Here is a 20,886-nt window from a genome sequence, read left to right as displayed (position 1 = left end):
ACCAGCGAACCCTCTTCTTGCGCGATCAATCGGGGATCGGCATGGCAATCAGCTGCTACGGCTCTATTCGGAAAGTGAGGTGGCGGGAGCCGCTGCGGCATCGCTTGTGTGTGCATCGTCCCGGTTCCGCTTTATCGGTCGGCCTCGATCATGGTGCTCCAGTGACCGCGCGCGTAGACGAGACCCTGCTAACTGGACATAGACAGCGAGTCGTCCAACGGAGTGCGCATCAGCGTGTCGCGTGGCAATTCACCAAACACGCGGCGGTAGCTGTCAGCAAAGCGCGACAGATCCCACAGTCCGCAGCTCAGGGCCACCGATTTGACCGAGCGCCGGCTGACATCGGACGACGCCAGGCTGCGGCACGCGGTGCACAGGCGCAGCATCGAAAGATAGCGATTGGGCGACAAGCCCAGCAGATCCTCGAACGCGTAGCGCAGCGTCCGCTCGCTGACGCCGGCGGCGTTGCACATCTCGGTAACGTAGATATCAGTGCGCAGGTTGGCGCGCATGTATTGCTCGGTGCGCTGAAAAATGAGGTAGTGCTTGCGCCGCGCGCGCGAGCATTTGGGCAGATCCTCCGCCGTCGCCCCGAGGCTCGCCATCAGATGCTGGTCGAGCAATGCATCGATGTCGACCGTGGCGGTATTGCCACTGACGGGCAGCGGCATGCCCTGGATCAGCTGCTGCCTGACACCTTCATAGAGTTTCCCCAGTTGTTTCGCAGGCGCGCTGTCGCCCAGCTTGAACAACGTATGCAATCGCGGTGGCACATCCATCCCGTGAGCATCGAACGTCGCCAGTTTTTCCTGCAACCGCTCCAGTGGCAACATCATCAAGGTGAGTCGGGTCCCGGCGCTGAACTTGAACTCGCTGATGCCATCGGGCCGCATCGCAAAAACCATGCCCGAACTCAGTGCAAGGCCATGGCACCAGCTGTCGTCACCGGTGTGATGAATGTAGCCGAGCAAACACCAGGTAGTTGGCAGAGTCAGTCGTGCGCGAAACGGAAACGCGCTTTCAGCGCTGCAGAAAAGCGCCGTGCCCTGGGTCGAGGTGTCGATGATCGCCCGCGGTCCTTCGGCGTGGAGCAACACCATTTCCAGATTACAAACCCTGAGTGTCCCACTGAGAGAAATCAGGTCGCAGGGCAACAGATTGCCATCTTCCTTGGTGCCCATGATGCTTGAGCGCTCCCCCTGATCCGACCGCTGCCGGTCTGAGCAGATCCGGCAATGTTCCTTCCATCGTGTCGATGTTGATCTGAATGCTGGAGGGACGGTTGCACGTATTCGGCAAATTTGTCGGCAACGCCAGTCGATTAAAATAATTGTGATGTTCATCACAAAAGAATGATGCGAAGTTTGCCGAATTTGTATGTCGAGCGCATACGAAAGAGCAGAGGATGTGCTACAGCAACGCTGGCTGATGGATATCGGCAGGGAAGGGGATTCAAATGGATGTCGCATCTGCTGCGTGTCAAACGCAGACTCGTTCGCACTCTTTGCTGGTGCGTCGACTTGGTGATCCCGCCAGCTTCGCTGGCACATCTGTACTGGTTTGTCGCTCGCTGGCGGCCCGCTTTTTCGTGTCGGTCTGTACCAGCCGTAGTTCACTACCGCGGCATCCGATCAGACGCCATCCATCACGATGCAAAGCAGATTCGGGTGCGCCGCGCTGCGGCAAACCCGTGGGTATCCCGAACCAGCGTGATATTGGCTGAGGCCGTTCGGGACAGGGCAACTGAGGAGCTGCGCGCTCCACGAGGGAAACAGGATGAACACTTCAATTCGTAAATTTTTGCGGGAAGAAGACGGCATTACGGCGCTGGAGTACGGCATTTTGGCGGCGCTGGTGGCCGCGGCACTTGTGGCCGTATTTTATCCGGCTTTATCAGAAATGTTCACCACGCTTTTCGGCAAACTTACGACTCAGGTGGATAAGGTCGGTACGTAGTCAGCGTGATCGCACGTAACTGTAATATTCAAACCCGCTTGCCGTGCGAAATGTTCTCGTAAGAAAGACATTTTTCCGACAATTGGACCCCTCCCGGGAAAAGGACTTGGCTAGCCGGCTTTATTTAATGGAGCTACAAATGCAGCTTCCATTGCACGTGCTGGTTATTGCTATCTGCGTGCTGACCATGGCTGGCGATTTTTGGGAGCGCAAGGTTCGCAATAATTGGCTGGTGGGCGCATTGATTTTTGGTGCGGGGTGGATGGTCTGGTGTTGGGCTCGGGGCATTGCAGGCCCGCCATGGCCTGCCATGCTCGGGTTGTTGATGGGTCTGGTGGTCTTGTTGCCGTTTTACATCTTGCGGAGCATGGGTGCCGGGGACGTGAAGCTATTCGCCGTACTTGGCTTCCTTATGGGCGCCAAGGCACTACTGCCAATATGGATTATTGCAAGCCTGATTGCGGGAGCTCATACAGTCCTTCTCATCATGTCCAGAATGAGTATTTGTCTGGCTGTAGTGAATGTGCTGAAAATTCAAGCCGAGAAGTCTTCATTGTGGCAGCGCGTTTTGACTGCACGACAAGGACGCAGGGGTTTGCCGTATGCCGCCTATATGGGCATCGGCGCATTGGTGACGTTGTACGTACCAAATTTGGTGCATTGGTGAAGATAATGAGCGCCGCAAATGGCAGGCAATGCGAAGTGAAGCGCCGCCCGATGGGCAGTATGGGTGTGTTGCAACGTTGTGCGAGCGCACGGCAACGCAGTCAGCGCGGCGTCGTCGCGCTGGAGTTCGCCCTGGTTTTTCTTTTTGGCATGTTGCCGCTGTTGCTGTTGACGGTTTCCGGCGTGCTGATTTTTGCTGCCCAGCAGTCGCTCACGCTCGCGGCGGCCAATGGTGCGCGCGCAGCGTTGCGCCATGGCACTACCGGCTCCATCGCGGAGCGGCGGCAATCGGCTTGTCAGGTGGCGGCGCAATCCATGGCCTGGCTGTTGACGTTTTCCGGCAGCACGCCCGATTGCACGAACGCGCCGATCGTGGTCACGAGCGCAACGTGTGACGGGGTGACCTGCGTCACGGTGGCGACTTCATTTGATTACGACAAACACCCTTTCCTTCCGGGCACCGCCATCGTCTATGGCTGGGTCTTGGGTCGGTCTCTTACCAGTTCCGCCACGGTCCAACTCGATAGCACTGATACCTGAAGGATGCGACTGCATTCTGGAGATGTCTCGATGCAAAAAATCACTCGCATGGCAGCCTTGTTTTTGGTCGCCGTTGCCGTTGTGCTGGCGATTGTCGCGTTCGGTATTGGGCATCGCGCCAAGAATACGGCCGTGCCCGTCGCAATAGCGCCTGCTGCTGGAATCGGTCCAGCCGCAGCGCCAGCGCAGCGACAAGGTGTCCCCGTGGTGGTGGCCGCGACCGCGCTCACAGCGGGTACGCCGATCAGCGCGTCAGCGTTGGCCTTGGCGCAATGGACACAGCGACCGGCGGGCAGTTTTGCCGATACGGGTGCTGTAGCGGGCAACGTGCTGCTGGTGGATGTTCCGGCCGGTACGCCGCTGACTGCAAAGTTGTTGTCCAGCGGGGTGGCGATGGCGCTCAAGCCCGGCGAGCGCGCGATGGCGGTGCCGGTGGATGAGCAGGCAGGCGCCGGCAACCGTGTCCTGCCAGGTGATTATGTCGACGTTTTTTTGAGCCTGAAGACCACGCAGGCAGCTGGTTATGGCAAAGAGCCGGTCGACCAGACACAGACCCGCCTGTTGCTGTCGCGCTTGCGCGTGCTGGCCTACGGCACGAAGGACCTGCCCGCCAAACCTGGCACCGGGCCGACCAGCGATGCGAACAAGGCTGCCGCGGACAAAGACGCAGCATCCTCCTCCTCGCGCAGCCAGGATGAATCGCGGTCCGTGGCGCACACCGCCGTGCTGGCCGTTCCCGTCGAAGACGCGGATCGTCTGTTGTTGGGCGTGCAGAACGGCAAGCTGGCGCTGGCCGTACGGTATCCCGATGACAAGGGTCAACCGGATCACGGTCTGTTTTCGCAACCGCGACCGGTGCTGTCGCCGCGCGTCGATCTCAGCGCGGAGCAGAAGCAGCTGCTGGATACACCGGAAAACTACGCCTATGCCGGCATCAATGGTGCGGGCTTGGCTGGTGGCGACCATGTAACGCCGAAACCGTCACGCTCGCGGCATGCCACTGCATGGTCCTCCGGCGTGGAGATCATCCGCGGCTCCTCAGCGGATACACCGCGCAATCGGACCAACCGGCTATGACACGACGGACAGTGGCCATGATCATTCTTCCTGCCTTGGCGCATTGGCTGCGCCGAGTGCTGTGCGTTGGCCTGGCCTCCGCATCGCTGGCGCCCGCGGCATACGCCGTGACCAACGAAGCCCGCGTGCTCGAACTGCAGACTCATGAGCAACGTCCGTGGCGTTTGCCGAGCGACCTGGAGCGGGTGGCGATTGCCGATCCGGCAGTAGCCGACCTGGTGATGCTCAAGGGCCGGCGTGATGCCCTGCTGGTTGGCAAGAGCCCGGGTCAGACCACTTTGCTGTTTTGGCACCGCGGCGATGCAACGCCGCAGAGGATGGTGGTGCAGGTGCGCAGTGCACTGCAGGCACAATTGCAGGACGGCACCGGCGCGCAACTGTCGGTACACGATGGCAATGCGCTGCTGCAGGGCAGCTCGCCCAGCGTGCTCGATCACGAGCAAACCCGCGACGCGGCGGTGCAAGTGGTCGGCGACAAGGGCACGATTGCCGACACCTCGACTGTCGCCAGCGGCGGTGTAGTGCAGGTAGAAGTGAAAATCGTGGAGTTCAACAAGACCGCGTTGCGCCAGCTGGGCTTGAACTTCGCCAACACCAATGGGGGTTTCACCTACGGCATGACCGGTCCCAGCAGTGGCAGTGGCAGCAGCGGCAGCGGCAGCGGCAGCGGCAGCGGTTCGACCGGAGCGGTCTCGTCCGCGTTCAACCTGGTGGCCAGGTCCATCCCCGGTAAGTGGAATGCCAGCGTCAATCTTCTGGCCAGCAATGGCATGGCCCGGGTGCTGGCCGAACCCACCCTGGTGGCGTTGTCCGGTCAAAGCGCCAGCTTCCTCGCCGGTGGCGAGCTGCCGATACCCGAGCCTCAGGGCCTGGGTACCACCACCATCACCTATAAATCATTCGGCATCGGTCTGACCGTGACGCCGACCGTGCTGTCGTCCAGCCGGATCGCCCTGAAAGTAGCGCCGGAAGCCAGCGATCTGGACTATTCCAACGGGGTCACTCTCGATGGTGTAACCGTGCCGGCGATCACCACCCGGCGTGCCGACACCACGGTGGAGCTCGGTGATGGCGAGACGTTCGTGATCGGCGGACTGGTCAGCCAAAACACCATAAGCCAGGTCAGCAAGATCCCGTTGCTGGGCGATATCCCGATCATCGGTGCGTTTTTTCGCGACCTCAAATACCAGAAAGAGGACAAGGAACTGATGATCATCGTGACACCGCATCTGGTGAAACCCTTCGCCAAGGGCACCACCGTGCCATTGCCAGGACAGCGCGAGGCGCAACCGAATCATCCGGTGTGGGGTTCGTTCCTGCTCAATCCGGCGGGATCGGATCAGCTGCCGGGATTTTCGCGCTAAGCGGGGATCGATGAACACGCACGCCCCCATTTCGCTGTTTCCCAAACGTCAACCGGAGCCCGGTGTGGAACTCCTGTTCTACTCGCCAGACGAAAAGCGTGCGCACCGCCTTTCCGCCCGCCTGCGGAACCTGGCAAGCGTGCGTTGGGCTGATACCCGCACGGCGATGAGCACGGTCTCGCCTCCGCCGCAACGAGGTTCGCCGCTGGTGTTGCTGGACTATTCGCCCGATACCGTCGAGGAGTCCTCGGCGTTGGCCCGCCGGCTTATGTCACGAGCGCCGGGTGTGTCACTGATCGGTGTGGGTTCCACCCGCGAGGATCAGGCGGTAGGAGTACTGGCTGCCTTGCGCGTAGGTGTACATGACTTTCTCGATCTGGATGCCACGGATGACGAGATCCGTACGCTGCTCACCCACGTGCAGGTGCAGATCCCGCCAGCACCGGTGACATTGGCGCCCGCGCCGCGCGCGCGCGGACGCATGGTGGTGTTGCTTGGTGTACGCCCCGGCGTCGGCACAAGCACGCTGGCCGCGCACCTGGGTGCGTTGGCACTGCCTTGCGCGCCCGCGCCCGCGCCCGCGGAAAGGCAAGCGTTGCTGTTGGATCTCGGTCGCCCGGCCGGGGACGTTTCGCTCTATCTGGGGGTGGAAAGCGGATTCCACTACGACGATGCACTGCGCAGTGCGCGACGTATCGACGCGACCCTGATCCGCACCGCACTGGGCCACCACATCAGTCGACTGCTGCTGCTTTCACAGGCTGCCGGTACCTTGGAGCCGCCCCGTGCCGATGCCGACCTGGAAACCTTGATCGGTCATCTGCGCGAGCATGTCGACGCGTTGCTATGCGACGTTGGCGGCCTGGCGGTGACACAGATCCCGGCCGTGCTGTTGCGTGAGGCGGACGAGATCTGGCTGATCGCCGACCAGGCGATCGGCTCGGTGGTTTCGCTGGATGCCGCGCTGCGCGAGTTAGAGCGTCTTGGCCTGCGCGATCAGCGTCTTTCGCTGGTGATCAACCGGTACGACGAAGACAGTGGCGTGCCCGCCGTGCAGATCGCCGAGCGCTTCAAACTGCCGTTGCTGGCAGTACTGCCGGAACGCGCGCGCGTCTTGCGCGGCAGCGCCAATCAGGGCCAGTTGCTGCACCAGGTTGCACCGCGCGATCCGTATGTGCGCGCGCTGAAACCGTTGCTCGAAAAATTCCTTGGAAAACCCTCCCCGACGGTCGGGCCGGCCGGCTGGACACAGTGGATACATCGTATGGGGGGCTTCCGATGGAAGATCGGGTAATTCTTTTCGAACAGACGCAGCAGTTTCAGGATGTGCTGTCCGCGGCACACGAATTCCTGTTGAACCGAATCGAGGATCAACACCTCGATATCGCTTCGTGGTCGACCGAGACCGCGGCCAAGTACGTGGATATCGAAACAACGACCTTCGTGCAGGAATGGCGCATTCCGATCAACGAGTCCGAAATGCGCACGGTGGCAACGGCACTGGTCAAGGAGTTGACCGGTTTCGGCCCGCTGGACGATTTGCTGGCCGATCCGGAAGTAGAGGACATCCTGGTCAATGGCTACGAGGACGTGTACGTGTCGCGTCGCGGCATGCTGCAGCGTGAGCCTATTCGCTTTGCCGACAACCGCCACCTGTTGCGCATCGTTCGGCGCATCCTGGCGCCACTGGGTCGCCGGCTGGACGAGGGCAATCCGATGGTCGACGCACGGCTGCCCAACGGCGGTCGTCTTAACGCCATCATCGAGCCACTCTCGGTAACCGGACCGAGCCTGTCGATCCGCAAGTTTCGCCAGGATCCGTTCACTCCGGACGACCTGCTCGCCAACGGCACCTATGACCGTTCGATTTACGCGCTGTTGCAGGCCGCCGTGGAGAGTCGCTGCAATATCCTGGTTTCCGGTGGCACCAGCTCAGGCAAGACCTCGCTGCTCAATGCGCTGGCCTTCTTCATTCCGACGACGGAACGTGTCATCACCATCGAGGATACCGCCGAGCTGTCTCTCAATCATCCGCATGTGGTGCGTCTGGAGAGTCGCCTGGGCGGTTTTGACGGCGCCGGCGCCGTGGGTATCCGCGACCTGGTGCGCAACAGTTTGCGCATGCGCCCGGACCGCATCGTGGTGGGCGAAGTTCGCGGTGCCGAGGTGCTGGAGATGTTGCAGGCGATGAACACCGGCCACGACGGTTCCATGTCCACCGTGCATGCCAACTCGCCGCGCGACGCGCTGTACCGGCTGGAGATGCTGGCTGGCTTCGCCGGCTTTCAGGGCAGCGAGGACAGCCTGCGCCGGCAAATTGCCAGTGCCATCGATTTCATCGTGCAGATTGCCCGGCTGAGCAGTGGTCGACGGGCCATCGCATCGGTTACGGAGGTCACCGGGGTCAGCGACCGCATCATTACGACCCAGGAGATGTATCGGCACGAGCCCCTCGTGGACGTCAACGGCAACGAACAGGACCGTTGGCCCGGCCTGGGCTTTCAGCCGCACACACGCAAGCTGGAGCCGTACCGCCAGTTCTTGCAGGACGCCGTAACCGAGGAGGCCCGTCGATGATCCTGGCACTTTCCCTGTTTAGCGCGGTATCGCTGTTACTGGCTGGCGCCATCGAGCTGTGGTGGGGTAGCCCCTTGCGTCAACAACAGCGCAGGAGCCTGGCGCATATCGAAAGAAGTCTGGGCGGCGAGACGCATCCATCGGGTGCACCGTCATTGACGGCGTCGACGATGAGGCGCCAGACGGGCGAGCTACCGACCGACGCGGTGTGTCTGCGCGCCGGCCTGCCTGCCGGCTGGCAGGTGCCGCTGCTGCTGGTGCTGCCGGGCATCGCGTTGTCGGCATTGGGCGCCTGGCGTATCGGCACGGCGTGGGCGATTCCGGTGTTGCTGGGTGTGTATGCGGCCATCACCTGGCTGTGGTTGCGTGCGCGCATCGATAAACGACGCCAGCAGCTGATTCGCCAGATGCCCGATTTCCTCGATGCCATGGTGCGTTTGGCCAGCATCGGCAACAGCTTGCCGATGGCCTTCCAGACAGCCACGGCCACGGTGCAGATGCCATTACGACAGGTCCTCGATCGCACCATGATGTCGGTGCGTACCGGTCTGGAACTGGACCGCGCCTTGCAGCTAGCTGTCCAGCCCTACCGCATCGAAGCGCTGGATCTGCTGCACGTAGTACTGGGTACCGCCGTGCGCATGGGCGGCCGCGCCGATCACATCCTGCAGCGCATGAGCGACTTCATGCGCGATCTCGACCATGCCCAGCAGGAGCTGCGCGCGATCACCTCCGAAACGCGCATGTCTGCCTGGGTGCTTGGTTTGTTGCCGGTGGTGGTGGCGGTTTTCATGTCGCTGCTCAACCCCGCGTTCTTCAATCCCATGTTCAACCAGGCGCTAGGACACAAGATCCTGTTGATCGCGCTGGTGCTGGAAGCCATAGGCGGGTTTTTGCTGTACCGGCTGGCCAAGTCGCTATGAATCGCACGGAGCACCTCCGATGAGCACGGGACTGTTGTGGGCACTGGCTGTTCTCGCACTGGCCCTGGGGTTGGCGTTGCTGGGCGTGAGCCTGTTGCAGAGGATCAGTCAGGGCGAGCAACACGACCAGGTGATCGACCAGGCACTGTCGCGGATAGCACGGGGGCGCGCCGCCAGCCCAACGGTCGAAGGCGAGAGAAAGCGGCTGTGGCGCCGATGCCTGGATGTGGTGGAGTCAATCGGTCGCCATTTCCAGGATGGCCGGCTTGGCAAGGCCTTGCTGGCACCGGAGGATCGCCTGCTGCTGGACCAGACCAATCGCAATACGCCATCGGGTCGTGCGATTTTTCTCGGCCTGCGCCTGGTACTGGCCTTGCTATTGCCGGTGTTGGCGGCGGTGTGGATGCAGTCCAGCGACATCAAGGCGGTCACCATCATGCTCGCTGCCCTGGCGACCGGCATGCTTCTGCCGAAGTTTGCGTTGAGCACATGGGCCGCAAGGTTGCGCAAACGCGTCGAGAACGAATTGCCGTTATTGATCGATCTGTTGCGCCTGCTGCAGGGAATCGGTTTCAGCATGGATCAAAGCCTGCAGATGTTGGCTGAACGTTTCTGGCCCGTGCTGCCGGTGCTGGGTCGTGAAATCCGCGACGCCAACACTGCCTATATGCATGGTCGCGCGCGCGATCAGTCGCTGCGCCGGCTGGCCGAGTCGTTCGACAACGAAGATCTCAAAAGCCTGGTGCAGATCATTCTGCAGGTGCATCAGCACGGCGGCGCAGTGCAGGAGCCGTTGCGCCAGTTCGCCGAACGCCTGCGCGAACAACGCAAGATGCGCATGAAGGAAAAGACCGGAAAGCTCTCGGTAAAGATGACCGTGGTGATGATGCTCACCCTGCTACCCGCGCTGATGCTGGTGCTGGCCGGCCCCGCGGTGGTTTCCCTCATCGGCACCATGGCGAAACTGAAAGGACCGTGATCGTGAATATTTCCCGGCGTCGTCGCCTTTTCCAGCCCACCCCGCGCGCGTTGACCGCCGCCCTTGGCTGCCTGCTGCTTGGCGCGTGCGCCACGCGTAGCGGCTATCTCCACCATGGCGAACCCAGTCTCGTGCAGGAGTCTCAGTTATCGGCACAGGACAATCAGCCGATGTACCTGGACCTGATTCGCCAGATGCAGCAGCAAGGTGCGTATTACGCCTCGCTGGCCCACATCGACGCGTTCCGCCAGAAGTATGGCAATCCGCCTGAGCTGCGCCAGCTGCAGGCCAATGCCTTGCGCGAAACCGGGCAATTCGCCAAGGCTGCCACGCTCTATCAAGGCCTGTTGAACAGCGACCAGGCCGGTGCGGCATGGCATGGCCTGGGCCTCGTGGCCGCCGCCCAACACCAGAATGGCCGGGCCGAACAAGCGTTGGCAAAAGCCGTGCAGATCGCCCCGGTCAACGGCAGTTATCTGGGCGATCTGGGTTATCAGCGTCTGCAGGCCGGCCAGATCGCCAGCGCCTATGAACCGCTGGTCAAGGCCGCCGAACTGGCGCCTGGGAACATCAAGGCAGAGTCCAACCTGGTGCTGTGGATGCTGCTCAACGGCGATTACGCCCAAGCCGATGCCGCGATGCAACAAGCCAACCTGCCACAACCGGCGCAGGCGCAAGTGCGCAAACTGGCCGCGCAGCTGCACCTTGCCGCACAGGCAGCCCCGGCTGTTGTCGTGCCCGATGCGATGCCAGCTCCGGCCCGCATGCCACACCGGGTGGCGCCGCCGCAAAACGCGGCACGATCGCCGCCGTCATCGCAGCCAGCATCACCCGCCCAGATCGCCGGCGTTCCCCCCGGCTCCATGCTCGATCGTTTCGGCTCAGCGTCCACGCCCAGCGAGGCCCGTCCATGAAAACCCGTTTCCTCCTGCGCCAGTCCAGCGCCTTGCTGTTGACTGCCCTGCTGGCCGCGTTTCCCCTAGGTGCCAGCGCGCAGCAACTACCGTTGACCGGCCAGATGATGGATGGGCACCAAACCACCATCAACGAGCCTGCATCCACGCCCACACGAGCGTTGCCAGCGACGGCAATCGTTCCGGCGCCGTCTGCCGCCGTCACCACCCGGCGGCGTGAGGCGCCGACGATGGCATCGTCGAGCGCGCAGCCCGCGACTACTGGCGTCGCTCATGCATCGTCCGACGACCGACTGTCCGCCGTCGTGACACCAGCCTCGTCCGTCAGCCTTCAAGAAGCGCAGATCGGCGACATCACCCGCCAGCTACTGCAGATGCAGGCTGACAACACAGCGGGCGGCAATACGCTGCCCATACTCGGTGATGAAGCCAGTGCCAGCTACAGCCGCTATCTGAAGAGTTTCAATCACGATATCCCCGAGTTCTACGAGACTACCGTCGGTAAGGGCGCCGACGGCAGGAGGTAAGTCGTCATGGACGTCATCGGACGTGTTGTTGGCGCCGACCTCCCTGCAACACGCCAGGCCGGCGGGCACTCGTGCGCAAGAACTGCCGGATTTCTTCAACGCGGCTCGATGGCCGTGGCGATGATGATCATGCTGTTGGGCCTGATCTCGATGTTGGGACTGATCGAAGTGGGATATTTCTATTGGGCCAAGCGGGAGACCCAGAAAGTGGCGGACCTGGCGGCACTGGCTGGAGCGCAGCGCCTGGAGGCCTGTGCCCAGAACAATTCTGACAACACGGCTGCGCGCGGCAACGCGACCCACGACAACGGCTTTGGCGGGGCTCTGACGATCACCTGCGGATATTGGGACTCGACCAATGCGACCGCGGATCATTTTGTGGCCGCCACCACCACGACCAATGCCGTGAAGGTCATCGCGGCGATCAGCGCCGTGCCGTTCCTGCATCAGATCGGCACGCAGAGTCTTACTGTGCAGTCCGAGGCGGTGGCATCGGGAACATCACCCATCGCTGCGTTTTCGGTGGGATCGCAACTGCTCGAACTGCAGAACAATGGCCTTGTCCCCGGTTTGCTCAAACTGGTCGGGCTGGACGCCGGTGGCACCACCTTGGTGGGTTACAACGGTCTGGCCAATCTACGGGTAACCCCCGCCGGGCTGTTGGAACAGCTGGGCATTGACGTCAGTGCGGTAACCGATGTCGGCACGCTCAATAGCCTTCTGGCTGCGCAGCACATCAGCATCAGCAATCTGCTCGATGCCATGATCCAGCTCGGCGAGCAGCAGCAACTTGCGCAAGCGACGATCGACGCCCTCAACACCTTGCGTGTGCAGGCACAGGCACAAGGCGGCCAGCTATTACAGCTTGGAACCGACGGTGCCACGGGTTCTCGCGGCATCTTCGCCTTGATCGAAGCCGCCGATGCTCAGTCCGCGCTCAACGCCCAGGTGAACGCCCTCGATCTGGTCAATGTCGGGTTGGAAGTTGCCAACAGTCATCATCTGGTCGATCTGGCTGCTCCCACGCCTGGCATCTCCGCCTGGGTAACGATCATTGAACCGCCTTCCATCGCCATCGGCGGTGTCGGAGCCACCGCCTATACCGCGCAGGTCCGCGTAGGCGTCAATATCGATACCGATGCCATACCCGTTCTTGGGGCGCTCCTGAAGGCGCTCGGTACCACCGTCAACATTCCCCTGATACTCGACGTCACCAATGGCAAAGGCACGTTGACGAGTCTGTGCGACACCGATGCGCAAAGCGAGGCCGCCACCATCGATACAACGGCATCGCTGTTGGACATCTGTGTCGGCCAGTTCGACAAGAGTGTGATCGGATCAACCAGCCAGTCCTGCGACGAGAACTTGCAGAATGCGGCGCTGGTGAAAGTTCTCGGCAACACGCTGGTCAGCGGCAAAATGCATGTCGCGGCATTGACCGGGCAAGGCGATCTGACCCTGCATCAGGGAGAGACCGCAAGCATGTATATCGACTTCAATATAGGCGATGCCGTATCCGATCTGATCACCAACGTGCTCACCACTATTCTGGGCAGTTCGACCAGTCCCGGCGCCCCCAGCCCGGACGTGGCGACGATGGCAAATCAGCTCTGGACTCAGGCCGGGATGACCGCTGGTGGAGGGCAACTCGCCGACACGGCGGCCAATCGCAAATTACGCATGCAGGCCATCGACAGCATGCTGACCCAGCCCATTTCACCGCAGACCACAGGCCTGTTGCCGGGCTTGACGAATCTGGTTGGGGGACTTCTCGATTCCGTCGGTAGTCTGCTTGGCGGAGTCCTGGGCGCGGTCACCGGCGACAACTGCACTACGGGGCTTCTTGGACTTCCGGGCGGCAATGTAGGTGGGTGCATGACCATTCTCAAGCAAACACTCGGTCATGCCCAGAACACCAGTGCCGGCAATGCCGTATCAAATGCACTGGTTGCCCCGGTTGGATTGATTATCGACGCCTTGCGCCCGGTTCTGAATAGCCTAGGCGACGGGCTCCTGAAGCCGTTGCTGGCGTCACTGCTGGGTGAACAACCAGGCCGCACCGACGTCCACCTGATGTCGCTGCAGTGTCATCGCGTCGAGCTGGTCTACTGATATGATTCCTGGAGCACAAAACCGCCGCTTGACCAACAACACGGCGCGTTTAGACTGCTTTAGGGAAAGGGCGGACGATGCGGGCCTTTCGTGGCCGCGCCGGCGACAACAAGAATCTTTAGGGGGATGCAGGGGATGAAGCCAATGAATCGCGGCGCGCGCATGCGACATGTCTGGATGTCGCTGATGGCACTGACCCTCACCGGTGCGATGGCACCCGCAATGGCTGCACAACCGCCCCAGGCGCATACCTCCGAGGTAGCTTCCGCACAGGATGAGACGGCCAGCAGTTCGGTGAATTATTTGCGTCAACTGATGGATAACCATCAATTGACCGAACTGCGCACCACCTACAACGGCAGTTACGGCACCAGCCTGCTCTTTCAGGCCGATACGCTGACTTATTTTGTGGCGCTGTTTCACGACAAGGTCTTCTGGCGGGTCATCCGCACCGAGTCGGAAAAGGACGCCGAAACCATCTATCGCACTTTTGCCGCGCAGACCGCGCAACTGGCCCAAGTGGATATCGATGCCCTGCGCCTGCAGGCCGGCAAGGTGTACGCCGCGCACATGGTGGCGATCAACGAGCAGCGCCTGCAGAATCTGCAGCAGGATGTGGCGCGCCAGCAACAGCAGGCCCAGCAGGTGGTGGCTTTGCAGCAGCAGGCCAAGCAACAGGCTGTATCGCTGAGCAGCGACCTGCGTGCGACCAGCAGCCAGCTGGATACCGTGCAGGAGCGCATTCGCAAACTTGAGGTGCAGCAGGCCAATCCCGAGTTGATACTGCCAGCCCCGGTCGAGCCCGCCGCTGCTGCGGGTAGCAATCCAGCCGCTGAAGGTGCCGCGCCCGCCACCTCGACTCCCTGATACCGCCGAGGTTGCGTGTCAGGGGGTCACCTCATCGACGCGAACTTGCCCCTCCGTTGGGATAGACATTCGAGGCGGTAGCTGCCTCCCCGGGGGCTCGCACCCTTGGTCCCTGCCAGCTGCACTGGTAGCGGTGGCGACCAGGGGTATTGACGCATCGCGTCAGTGTATGAATTTGCATAACAACCTATTTTTCATGAATATTTTGTACCGGCTTGATGATTTCACCTAAAATATATTGCACTGCACAAAAATGACTGGTAGAGTGCCTGCCACTACCCCATCCTCCACGAGGACAACGTCATGACTCAGCAGATCAATACCCAGCTTTTCGCTTTCACCAAGCAGTTCACCGACAGCGCGTTCAAGGCGCAGGCGCTGGCCCTGAAGGGTCTGGAGACGGTTGCCGAGCTGCAGCTCAAGGCGCTTGAGCAGCAGGCCAAGGTTTCCGCCGAATTCGTGGCCGAGGCCCTCGAGACGCGCGATGCCAACGGTCTGCGCGGCCTGTGGGAAAAGGGCACCAGCCTCAGCCGCGACAACGCCGAGCGCGCAGTGGCGGTTTCGCAGGAAGTGCTGGCAATCACCCAGAAGACCGCCGAGTCGCTGAATGCGCTGGTGCAGGAGCAGCGTCAGGCGGCGAACGACGCCGTTGCCGCACCGATTGCCGCTGCCAAGAAGGCTGCCAAGTAAGTCATCCGCATCGTCGAGCTCCATGCGACGACAAACAGGGCCGAACCTCGCGTTCGGCCCTGTTTTTTTGTGCCGTCGAATAGATGTGACCAGGCGCCGAATGGCTGGCGCAGGCCCTGCGCGCGGAATTTTTTGCGTACCGGGACACGATGTCGCAGCTCGCACGGCTTGTCGCTGCAATCGCTGCACTGATATACTTTTGCGGATTGGATCGTGGCCCGTAGCTGTATCGGTGCCGCCTGGTGCGAACCGCGCGGAGACGTTACGTGCTCAATAGTCTTGCCTCTGGTCGACGTCTCGCCTTGCGCATTGCGTTGCTGCAGTTAGCTGTGGCGTTGTTGGTCGGCCTTGTTTTTCTGGCGCTGGGGCGTCGCGAAGCGATATCGGCCGCAACAAGTGCGGCGATGGTGGCGCTGGGTACCGCGCTGATGTCGGCGCGATTCTTCAGTGGTATCGGCGGGGCGGGCCTGGCGTTGAGCCGCTTGCTGACGGGCATGCTCCTGAAGTGGATCGTGATCGTCGGGGGGCTGGTCGTGATCCTGTTTCACTACAAGTTGCCGCCACTGGCCGCCATCACGGGGTTGGTGGCTGCTTACGCGGTTTATCTGCTGGCGTTCAGATTCAAGGGTTGATACATGGCAAGCGAGCCGCAGGGCGGTCTTACCGAATACATCCAGCACCATCTTCAGCATCTGACCCCGCATGCAAGCGGGGGCAGTTTCTGGGCGGTGCACGTCGACTCGGTTGCCGTGTCGCTGGCGCTGGGCGTGTTCTTCTGTGTGTGGTTCTGGCTAAAGGCGCGTAAGGCCACCGCCGGCGTGCCGAGCCGAGGCCAGGCGTTTGTCGAGATCATCCTCGAGTTCGTCGATGGCCAGGTCAAGGACGTGTTCCATGGTGATCGTCGCGTGCTGGGCCCGTTGGCGCTGACCGTGTTTGTCTGGGTATTCCTGATGAATGCGATGGATCTGCTGCCGGTCGATCTGATTCCGTGGATTACCGAGAAGTTCGGCATCGGCCATTTCCGTGCGGTACCCACTGCGGATACCAGCATGACGTTCGCGATGTCGATCACGGTGTTCGTGTTGATCATTTTCTATAGCTTCAAGGCCAAGGGCTTCAGCGGCTACATGAGCGAGCTGTTCACCGCGCCGTTTGGCAAGCACCCGTTGCTGTGGCTTCCCAATTTCGCGCTGAACCTGGTCGAGCTGCTGTCCAAGCCGGTGAGTCTGGCGATGCGACTGTTCGGCAACATGTATGCAGGCGAGCTCGTGTTCATGCTGATCGCCGGTTTGTTCAGCGCCGGCGCGGGCTTTGCCGGCTGGGCGTTGTATGGTGCCGGCATCATTGGCTACACGGTGTGGGGCATCTTCCACATCCTGATCATCTCGATCCAGGCATTCATCTTCATGGTGCTGACGATTGTGTACATATCGATGGCGCACGATCACCACTGATCGACTGCCCTCGAACCTCTCGTTTCAACCGTTTTGTCATTTTCAGCTTCAATTTCCCAGGAGACCGTCGTGGAACTCATTGCTCACATTGCTCAAGTCCAGTCCTTCACTGCCATCGCACTGGGCCTGATCATCGGCCTCGGCGCGCTTGGTGCCTGTATCGGTATCGGCGTCATGGGTTCGAAGTTCCTCGAAGCTGCTGCGCGTCAGCCGGAGTTGGTGCCGCTGCTGCAGGGCCGCATGTTCCTGCTCGCCGGCCTGATCGACGCCGCGTTCCTGATCGGTGTGGCGCTGGCGATGTACTTCGCGGTGGCCAACCCGCTGCTGTCGAACGTGATGAGCGCGGCGTCCACCGCTGCTGGTCACTAAGCAAGCCGATACACGGTGCCGCTTCGGCGGCGCCGCATTTTGCAAAGACGCTCCGGCGTCATTGTTCGTGATATTCCGCATTTACAGGTAACGCAGCGATGCTTCCCAACGGCACTCTGATTGGCGAAATGATTTCGTTCGCCATCCTGATCTGGTTCTGCGTCCACTTCATTTGGCCGCATATCAACAAGGCCATCGAAGATCGACAGATCAAGATTGCCGAAGGTCTGAACGCCGCCGAGCGCGCGCACGCCGAGTTGAAGGACGCCGACCACAAGGTGGCGGCCGAAATCAAGGTGGCGCGTCAGCAGGCTTCCGAGATCATCGACAAGGCTCAGCAGCAGGCCAATCAGATCATTGACAAGGCCCGTGGCGAAGCGGTCGCCGAGATCAACCGGCTGAAGGCGACGGCGCAGGACGACATCGCGTCGATGGCGCAGCGTGCGCGTGACCAGCTGCGCGAGCAGGTCGGTGCACTGGCGGTTCAGGGTGCCAGCAAGATCGTGCAGCGCGAAGTCGATGCGTCGACGCACAAGGCGCTGCTCGACCAGCTCGCGGCTGAGATCTGATGGCCCAGGCAATCACTCTCGCTCGTCCGTACGCCCGCGCTGCATTCGAAGTGGCGCATGCAACCGGTGCGCTGGATGCATGGTCGCAGTCGCTTGCCTTTGCCGCTGCGGTGGCGACCGATCCGCGCGTGGCCGTGCTCGGCACCGACCCGCGGGTGCTGCCGGCCCAGCTGGTGGCGCTGCACCTGCCGGCAGGTGTCGCTGCCGATGCACCGTTTGCGCAGTTCCTCGCCGAGATGGCCGAGCAACGCCGCATGACCTTGCTGCCGGAAGTGGCCGATTTGTACGAGGCGTTGAAGCGCGAATCCGAGTCGCAGCTGCTGGTCAAGGTGACCAGCGCAATGGCTTTGGATGCGGCGCAGGCCGACCAGCTCAAGGCGTCGTTGAAGCGTCGTTTCAAGCGCGAAATCGAACTGGAAACCCAAGTCGACGCCTCGCTGCTTGCCGGCGTGGTGATCGACACCGGTACCGAAGTGATCGACGGTTCCGCCCGCGGACGCCTGGCAAAACTGGCTAGCGTCCTGAGTCATTGAGTTCCACGCGAAGTCCGTTTCGCGAAGCAAAACCGGTCGTCCACGGCCGTACGAATTGGTTACACGCGAAGTCCATTTCGCGAAGAGCAAAACCGGCCAGCCGTGGCCGGACTCTGAAAGAGCTTCGATTCTAAAATTTCGGGATAACCATCATGTCCAGCACCACTTTGAATCCGTCCGAGATCAGCGAACTGATCAAGAGCCGCATCGAGCAGTTCAAGCTCGGTGCCGAAGCACGCAACGAGGGCACGATCATCAGCGTGTCCGACGGCATCGTGCGCATCCACGGTCTGGCCGACGTGATGCAGGGCGAAATGATCGAGTTGCCGGGCAATGCGTTTGCACTGGCACTGAACCTCGAGCGCGACTCGGTCGGCGCGGTGGTGCTCGGTGAATACCAGCACCTGCGCGAAGGCGACACCGCCAAGACCACCGGCCGCATCCTCGAAGTGCCGGTCGGCCCGGAGCTGCTTGGCCGCGTCGTTGACGCGCTGGGCAACCCGATCGACGGCAAGGGCCCGCTCAACGCCAAGCTCAAGGCAGCTGTCGAGAAGGTGGCGCCCGGCGTGATCTGGCGCAAATCGGTCGACCAGCCGCTGCAGACCGGTTACAAGTCGGTCGACGCAATGATCCCGGTCGGCCGTGGCCAGCGCGAGCTGATCATCGGCGACCGCCAGACCGGCAAGACCGCGCTGGCGATCGACGCGATCATCGCGCAGAAGGATTCCGGCGTTAAGTGCATCTACGTCGCGATCGGCCAGAAGCGCTCGTCGGTGGCCAACGTGGTGCGCAAGCTGGAAGCGCACGGCGCGCTGGCGCACACCATCGTGGTGGTTGCCTCGGCGTCCGAGTCGGCTGCGCTGCAGTACGTCGCGCCGTACTCCGGTTGCGCGATGGGCGAGTTCTTCCGCGATCGCGGTGAAGACGCGCTGATCGTGTACGACGATCTTTCCAAGCAGGCGGTGGCATATCGCCAGATCTCGCTGCTGCTGAAGCGTCCGCCGGGCCGCGAGGCGTATCCGGGCGACGTGTTCTATCTCCATTCCCGTTTGCTCGAGCGCGCATCGCGCGTGTCCGAGGAATACGTCGAGAAGTTCACCAACGGCGAAGTGAAGGGCAAGACCGGTTCGTTGACCGCGCTGCCGATCATTGAAACCCAGGGTGGCGACGTCTCCGCGTTCGTGCCGACCAACGTGATCTCGATTACCGACGGCCAGATCTTCCTCGAGACCGACCTGTTCAATGCCGGCATCCGTCCGGCCGTGAACGCCGGTATCTCGGTGTCCCGCGTCGGCGGTGCCGCACAGACCAAGATCGTCAAGAAGCTGTCCGGCGGCGTGAAGCTGGCGCTGGCCCAGTATCGCGAGCTGGCCGCGTTCGCGCAGTTCGCCTCGGACCTGGATCCGGCCACCCGTGCCCAGCTCGACCGCGGTCAGCGCGTCGTCGAACTGATGAAGCAGAGCCAGTACGCGCCGCTGTCGATCGCCGAACTGGCGCTGTCGGTGTACGCCGCCGAGAAGGGCTACCTCGACGACCTGGCAGTGAACAAGGTGCTGCCGTTCGAAAAGGGCCTGCATGCGTTCATGCACCAGAACCACGCCGACCTGATGAAGACCATCGTCGCGACCGGCAACTGGGACAAGGACATCGAGGCGACCTTCAAGGCTTCGCTGGACGAGTACAAGAAAACCGGTAGTTGGTGAGAGAGCCGGGATCCGGCATTCGGGGCCAGGGATTCGATAGAGCGCGAAATCGCAGCTTTTACGAATCCCGAATCCCTTCGTCCCGAATCCCACGAGTGAGCACAGCGAGCGAGTAAAGCATGGCCAGCGGACGCGAAATCAAAACCAAGATCAAGAGCACGCAGAACATGCGCAAGGTGACGCGCGCGCTCGAGATGGTCTCTGCCGCGAAGATCCGCAAGGCACAGGACCTGATGAAGGCCTCGCGTCCGTATACCCGCTCGATGCGCAAGGTGATCGCGCACGTGGCGCAGGCCAGCACCGATTTCAGCCATCCGTTCCTGGTCCAGCGCGACAACGTGGCGCGGGTCGGTTACATCGTGGTGTCGACCGACCGTGGCCTGTGCGGCGGTCTCAACTCCAACCTGTTCCGTCGTCTGTTGCCGGCGATTGCCGAGTGGCAGAAGCAGGGTGTGCAGGTCGATGTGGTGGCGATCGGGCAGAAGGCGGTGTCGTTCTTCCGTCGCATCAAGGGCGTCAACCTGATCGGCAGCGTCACCCACCTGGGCGAGAAGCCCAAGCTGGAGCAACTGGTCGGCGTGATCAAGGTGATGATGGACGCCTATACGTCCAACGGACTGGATCGCGTGTTCCTCGCCTATAACGACTTCGTCAACACCATGACGCAGAAGCCGACCATCGATGCGTTGCTGCCGTTGCCGATGGTGGCTGCGGAGATGGAAGCGCATCAGTCCGCCGGCGAGTCGGCCTACGCCGGGGTCAAGCTGGAAGCGAGCCACGACTGGGACTACATCTACGAGCCCGATGCACAGGCCGTGCTGGAACACGTGCTGGGCCGCTACATCGAGTCGGTGGTGTACCAGGCCGCGCTGGAAAGCCTGGCCAGCGAGCATGCTGCCCGCATGGTGGCGATGAAGAGCGCGTCGGACAATGCGAACAAGGTGATCGACGAGCTGACGCTGGTCTACAACAAGGCGCGTCAGGCCGCGATCACGCAGGAAATCTCGGAGATCGTCGGCGGCGCAGCGGCGGTTTGATTCTTCGGGAGACGGGATTCGGGATTCGT

At 61.7% G+C, this 20,886-nt stretch carries 22 protein-coding genes; 21 read left to right on the top strand and 1 reads right to left on the bottom strand.

Annotated elements, in window-relative coordinates:
* Positions 1 to 188: 188 nt before the first annotated feature.
* Positions 189 to 1,181: a helix-turn-helix domain-containing protein gene (locus tag ACPPVV_RS18325; protein ID WP_426703276.1), complete on the bottom strand. Its 993-nt coding sequence runs from the start codon at positions 1,179 to 1,181 to the stop codon at positions 189 to 191.
* A gap of 595 nt (positions 1,182 to 1,776) precedes the next feature.
* Here ACPPVV_RS18325 and ACPPVV_RS18320 point away from each other — a divergent pair.
* The 21 genes from ACPPVV_RS18320 (at position 1,777) to atpG (ending at position 20,857) form a co-directional block, all read left to right on the top strand.
* On the top strand, positions 1,777 to 1,956 hold the full coding sequence (locus tag ACPPVV_RS18320) for a Flp family type IVb pilin (RefSeq protein ID WP_426701294.1): 180 nt from the start codon (positions 1,777 to 1,779) through the stop codon (positions 1,954 to 1,956).
* Between the two features lie 139 nt (positions 1,957 to 2,095).
* Positions 2,096 to 2,623 (top strand): A24 family peptidase, encoded by a 528-nt coding sequence (locus ACPPVV_RS18315; protein WP_426701293.1) that lies wholly within the window; start codon positions 2,096 to 2,098, stop codon positions 2,621 to 2,623.
* A 59-nt stretch (positions 2,624 to 2,682) separates the two neighbouring features.
* A complete protein-coding gene (locus ACPPVV_RS18310) occupies positions 2,683 to 3,162 on the top strand; it encodes a pilus assembly protein (RefSeq protein WP_426703275.1) in 480 nt (159 codons plus the stop codon).
* A gap of 3 nt (positions 3,163 to 3,165) precedes the next feature.
* On the top strand, positions 3,166 to 4,239 hold the full coding sequence (gene cpaB / locus ACPPVV_RS18305) for a Flp pilus assembly protein CpaB (RefSeq protein WP_426701292.1): 1,074 nt from the start codon (positions 3,166 to 3,168) through the stop codon (positions 4,237 to 4,239).
* Between the two features lie 17 nt (positions 4,240 to 4,256).
* A complete protein-coding gene (locus ACPPVV_RS18300; RefSeq protein ID WP_426701291.1) occupies positions 4,257 to 5,603 on the top strand; it encodes a type II and III secretion system protein family protein in 1,347 nt (448 codons plus the stop codon).
* A 10-nt stretch (positions 5,604 to 5,613) separates the two neighbouring features.
* Positions 5,614 to 6,897, top strand: coding sequence for an AAA family ATPase (locus ACPPVV_RS18295; protein WP_426701290.1), 1,284 nt, complete (start codon positions 5,614 to 5,616; stop codon positions 6,895 to 6,897).
* The gene (locus ACPPVV_RS18290; RefSeq protein WP_426701289.1) at positions 6,882 to 8,180 is read left to right on the top strand and encodes a CpaF family protein; all 1,299 of its coding nucleotides are present in this window, start codon (positions 6,882 to 6,884) and stop codon (positions 8,178 to 8,180) included. Before ACPPVV_RS18295 ends, ACPPVV_RS18290 begins: the two co-directional genes overlap by 16 nt.
* Complete coding sequence (locus tag ACPPVV_RS18285; protein WP_426701288.1) at positions 8,177 to 9,103, top strand: type II secretion system F family protein; 927 nt, start codon at positions 8,177 to 8,179, stop codon at positions 9,101 to 9,103. The genes ACPPVV_RS18290 and ACPPVV_RS18285 overlap by 4 nt, the downstream gene beginning before the upstream one ends.
* A gap of 19 nt (positions 9,104 to 9,122) precedes the next feature.
* Positions 9,123 to 10,082 carry a type II secretion system F family protein gene (locus tag ACPPVV_RS18280; protein WP_426701287.1) on the top strand — a complete coding sequence of 320 codons (960 nt, stop codon included), beginning with the start codon at positions 9,123 to 9,125 and terminating at the stop codon, positions 10,080 to 10,082.
* Between the two features lie 2 nt (positions 10,083 to 10,084).
* Entirely contained in the window at positions 10,085 to 10,996 is a 912-nt protein-coding gene (locus tag ACPPVV_RS18275) for a Flp pilus assembly protein TadD (RefSeq protein ID WP_426701286.1), read from the top strand.
* On the top strand, positions 10,993 to 11,523 hold the full coding sequence (locus ACPPVV_RS18270; protein WP_426701285.1) for a DUF3613 domain-containing protein: 531 nt from the start codon (positions 10,993 to 10,995) through the stop codon (positions 11,521 to 11,523). The genes ACPPVV_RS18275 and ACPPVV_RS18270 overlap by 4 nt, the downstream gene beginning before the upstream one ends.
* A gap of 6 nt (positions 11,524 to 11,529) precedes the next feature.
* Positions 11,530 to 13,635: a TadG family pilus assembly protein gene (locus tag ACPPVV_RS18265; protein WP_426701284.1), complete on the top strand. Its 2,106-nt coding sequence runs from the start codon at positions 11,530 to 11,532 to the stop codon at positions 13,633 to 13,635.
* Between the two features lie 135 nt (positions 13,636 to 13,770).
* A complete protein-coding gene (locus tag ACPPVV_RS18260) occupies positions 13,771 to 14,502 on the top strand; it encodes a DUF2968 domain-containing protein (protein ID WP_426701283.1) in 732 nt (243 codons plus the stop codon).
* Positions 14,503 to 14,805: 303 nt separating this feature from the next.
* Entirely contained in the window at positions 14,806 to 15,192 is a 387-nt protein-coding gene (locus tag ACPPVV_RS18255) for a phasin family protein (RefSeq protein ID WP_426701282.1), read from the top strand.
* Positions 15,193 to 15,458: 266 nt separating this feature from the next.
* The gene (locus ACPPVV_RS18250) at positions 15,459 to 15,824 is read left to right on the top strand and encodes a hypothetical protein (protein ID WP_426701281.1); all 366 of its coding nucleotides are present in this window, start codon (positions 15,459 to 15,461) and stop codon (positions 15,822 to 15,824) included.
* A gap of 3 nt (positions 15,825 to 15,827) precedes the next feature.
* Positions 15,828 to 16,646: a F0F1 ATP synthase subunit A gene (gene atpB, locus ACPPVV_RS18245; protein ID WP_426701280.1), complete on the top strand. Its 819-nt coding sequence runs from the start codon at positions 15,828 to 15,830 to the stop codon at positions 16,644 to 16,646.
* 69 nt (positions 16,647 to 16,715) lie between these two features.
* The gene (atpE, locus tag ACPPVV_RS18240) at positions 16,716 to 17,015 is read left to right on the top strand and encodes a F0F1 ATP synthase subunit C (RefSeq protein ID WP_072762022.1); all 300 of its coding nucleotides are present in this window, start codon (positions 16,716 to 16,718) and stop codon (positions 17,013 to 17,015) included.
* A gap of 98 nt (positions 17,016 to 17,113) precedes the next feature.
* Positions 17,114 to 17,584, top strand: coding sequence for a F0F1 ATP synthase subunit B (locus ACPPVV_RS18235; protein ID WP_426701279.1), 471 nt, complete (start codon positions 17,114 to 17,116; stop codon positions 17,582 to 17,584).
* Positions 17,584 to 18,117 carry a F0F1 ATP synthase subunit delta gene (locus ACPPVV_RS18230; protein WP_426701278.1) on the top strand — a complete coding sequence of 178 codons (534 nt, stop codon included), beginning with the start codon at positions 17,584 to 17,586 and terminating at the stop codon, positions 18,115 to 18,117. The genes ACPPVV_RS18235 and ACPPVV_RS18230 overlap by 1 nt, the downstream gene beginning before the upstream one ends.
* Positions 18,118 to 18,269: 152 nt before the next feature.
* A complete protein-coding gene (gene atpA / locus ACPPVV_RS18225) occupies positions 18,270 to 19,820 on the top strand; it encodes a F0F1 ATP synthase subunit alpha (RefSeq protein WP_426701277.1) in 1,551 nt (516 codons plus the stop codon).
* 119 nt (positions 19,821 to 19,939) lie between these two features.
* Positions 19,940 to 20,857, top strand: coding sequence for a F0F1 ATP synthase subunit gamma (gene atpG, locus ACPPVV_RS18220; protein ID WP_426701276.1), 918 nt, complete (start codon positions 19,940 to 19,942; stop codon positions 20,855 to 20,857).
* Positions 20,858 to 20,886: the final 29 nt, after the last annotated feature.

Origin of the sequence: Rhodanobacter sp. Col0626 (assembly GCF_049994385.1) — a bacterium.
In the GTDB taxonomy this organism is placed as follows: Bacteria; Pseudomonadota; Gammaproteobacteria; order Xanthomonadales; family Rhodanobacteraceae; genus Rhodanobacter.
This window is presented reverse-complemented; position numbering and strand designations above follow the sequence as displayed.

Coding starts and splice junctions, on each gene's coding strand:
- ACPPVV_RS18230 (WP_426701278.1), top strand. CDS start 17,584: ATGGCCCAGGCAATCACTCTCGCTCGTCCGTACGCCCGCGCTGCATTC.
- atpG (WP_426701276.1), top strand. CDS start 19,940: ATGGCCAGCGGACGCGAAATCAAAACCAAGATCAAGAGCACGCAGAAC.
- ACPPVV_RS18235 (WP_426701279.1), top strand. CDS start 17,114: ATGCTTCCCAACGGCACTCTGATTGGCGAAATGATTTCGTTCGCCATC.
- ACPPVV_RS18260 (WP_426701283.1), top strand. CDS start 13,771: ATGAAGCCAATGAATCGCGGCGCGCGCATGCGACATGTCTGGATGTCG.
- ACPPVV_RS18310 (WP_426703275.1), top strand. CDS start 2,683: ATGGGTGTGTTGCAACGTTGTGCGAGCGCACGGCAACGCAGTCAGCGC.
- ACPPVV_RS18285 (WP_426701288.1), top strand. CDS start 8,177: ATGATCCTGGCACTTTCCCTGTTTAGCGCGGTATCGCTGTTACTGGCT.
- ACPPVV_RS18295 (WP_426701290.1), top strand. CDS start 5,614: ATGAACACGCACGCCCCCATTTCGCTGTTTCCCAAACGTCAACCGGAG.
- cpaB (WP_426701292.1), top strand. CDS start 3,166: ATGCGACTGCATTCTGGAGATGTCTCGATGCAAAAAATCACTCGCATG.
- atpA (WP_426701277.1), top strand. CDS start 18,270: ATGTCCAGCACCACTTTGAATCCGTCCGAGATCAGCGAACTGATCAAG.
- ACPPVV_RS18315 (WP_426701293.1), top strand. CDS start 2,096: ATGCAGCTTCCATTGCACGTGCTGGTTATTGCTATCTGCGTGCTGACC.
- ACPPVV_RS18300 (WP_426701291.1), top strand. CDS start 4,257: ATGATCATTCTTCCTGCCTTGGCGCATTGGCTGCGCCGAGTGCTGTGC.
- ACPPVV_RS18270 (WP_426701285.1), top strand. CDS start 10,993: ATGAAAACCCGTTTCCTCCTGCGCCAGTCCAGCGCCTTGCTGTTGACT.
- ACPPVV_RS18325 (WP_426703276.1), bottom strand. CDS start 1,181: ATGGGCACCAAGGAAGATGGCAATCTGTTGCCCTGCGACCTGATTTCT.
- ACPPVV_RS18280 (WP_426701287.1), top strand. CDS start 9,123: ATGAGCACGGGACTGTTGTGGGCACTGGCTGTTCTCGCACTGGCCCTG.
- atpB (WP_426701280.1), top strand. CDS start 15,828: ATGGCAAGCGAGCCGCAGGGCGGTCTTACCGAATACATCCAGCACCAT.
- ACPPVV_RS18320 (WP_426701294.1), top strand. CDS start 1,777: ATGAACACTTCAATTCGTAAATTTTTGCGGGAAGAAGACGGCATTACG.
- ACPPVV_RS18290 (WP_426701289.1), top strand. CDS start 6,882: ATGGAAGATCGGGTAATTCTTTTCGAACAGACGCAGCAGTTTCAGGAT.
- ACPPVV_RS18265 (WP_426701284.1), top strand. CDS start 11,530: ATGGACGTCATCGGACGTGTTGTTGGCGCCGACCTCCCTGCAACACGC.
- ACPPVV_RS18255 (WP_426701282.1), top strand. CDS start 14,806: ATGACTCAGCAGATCAATACCCAGCTTTTCGCTTTCACCAAGCAGTTC.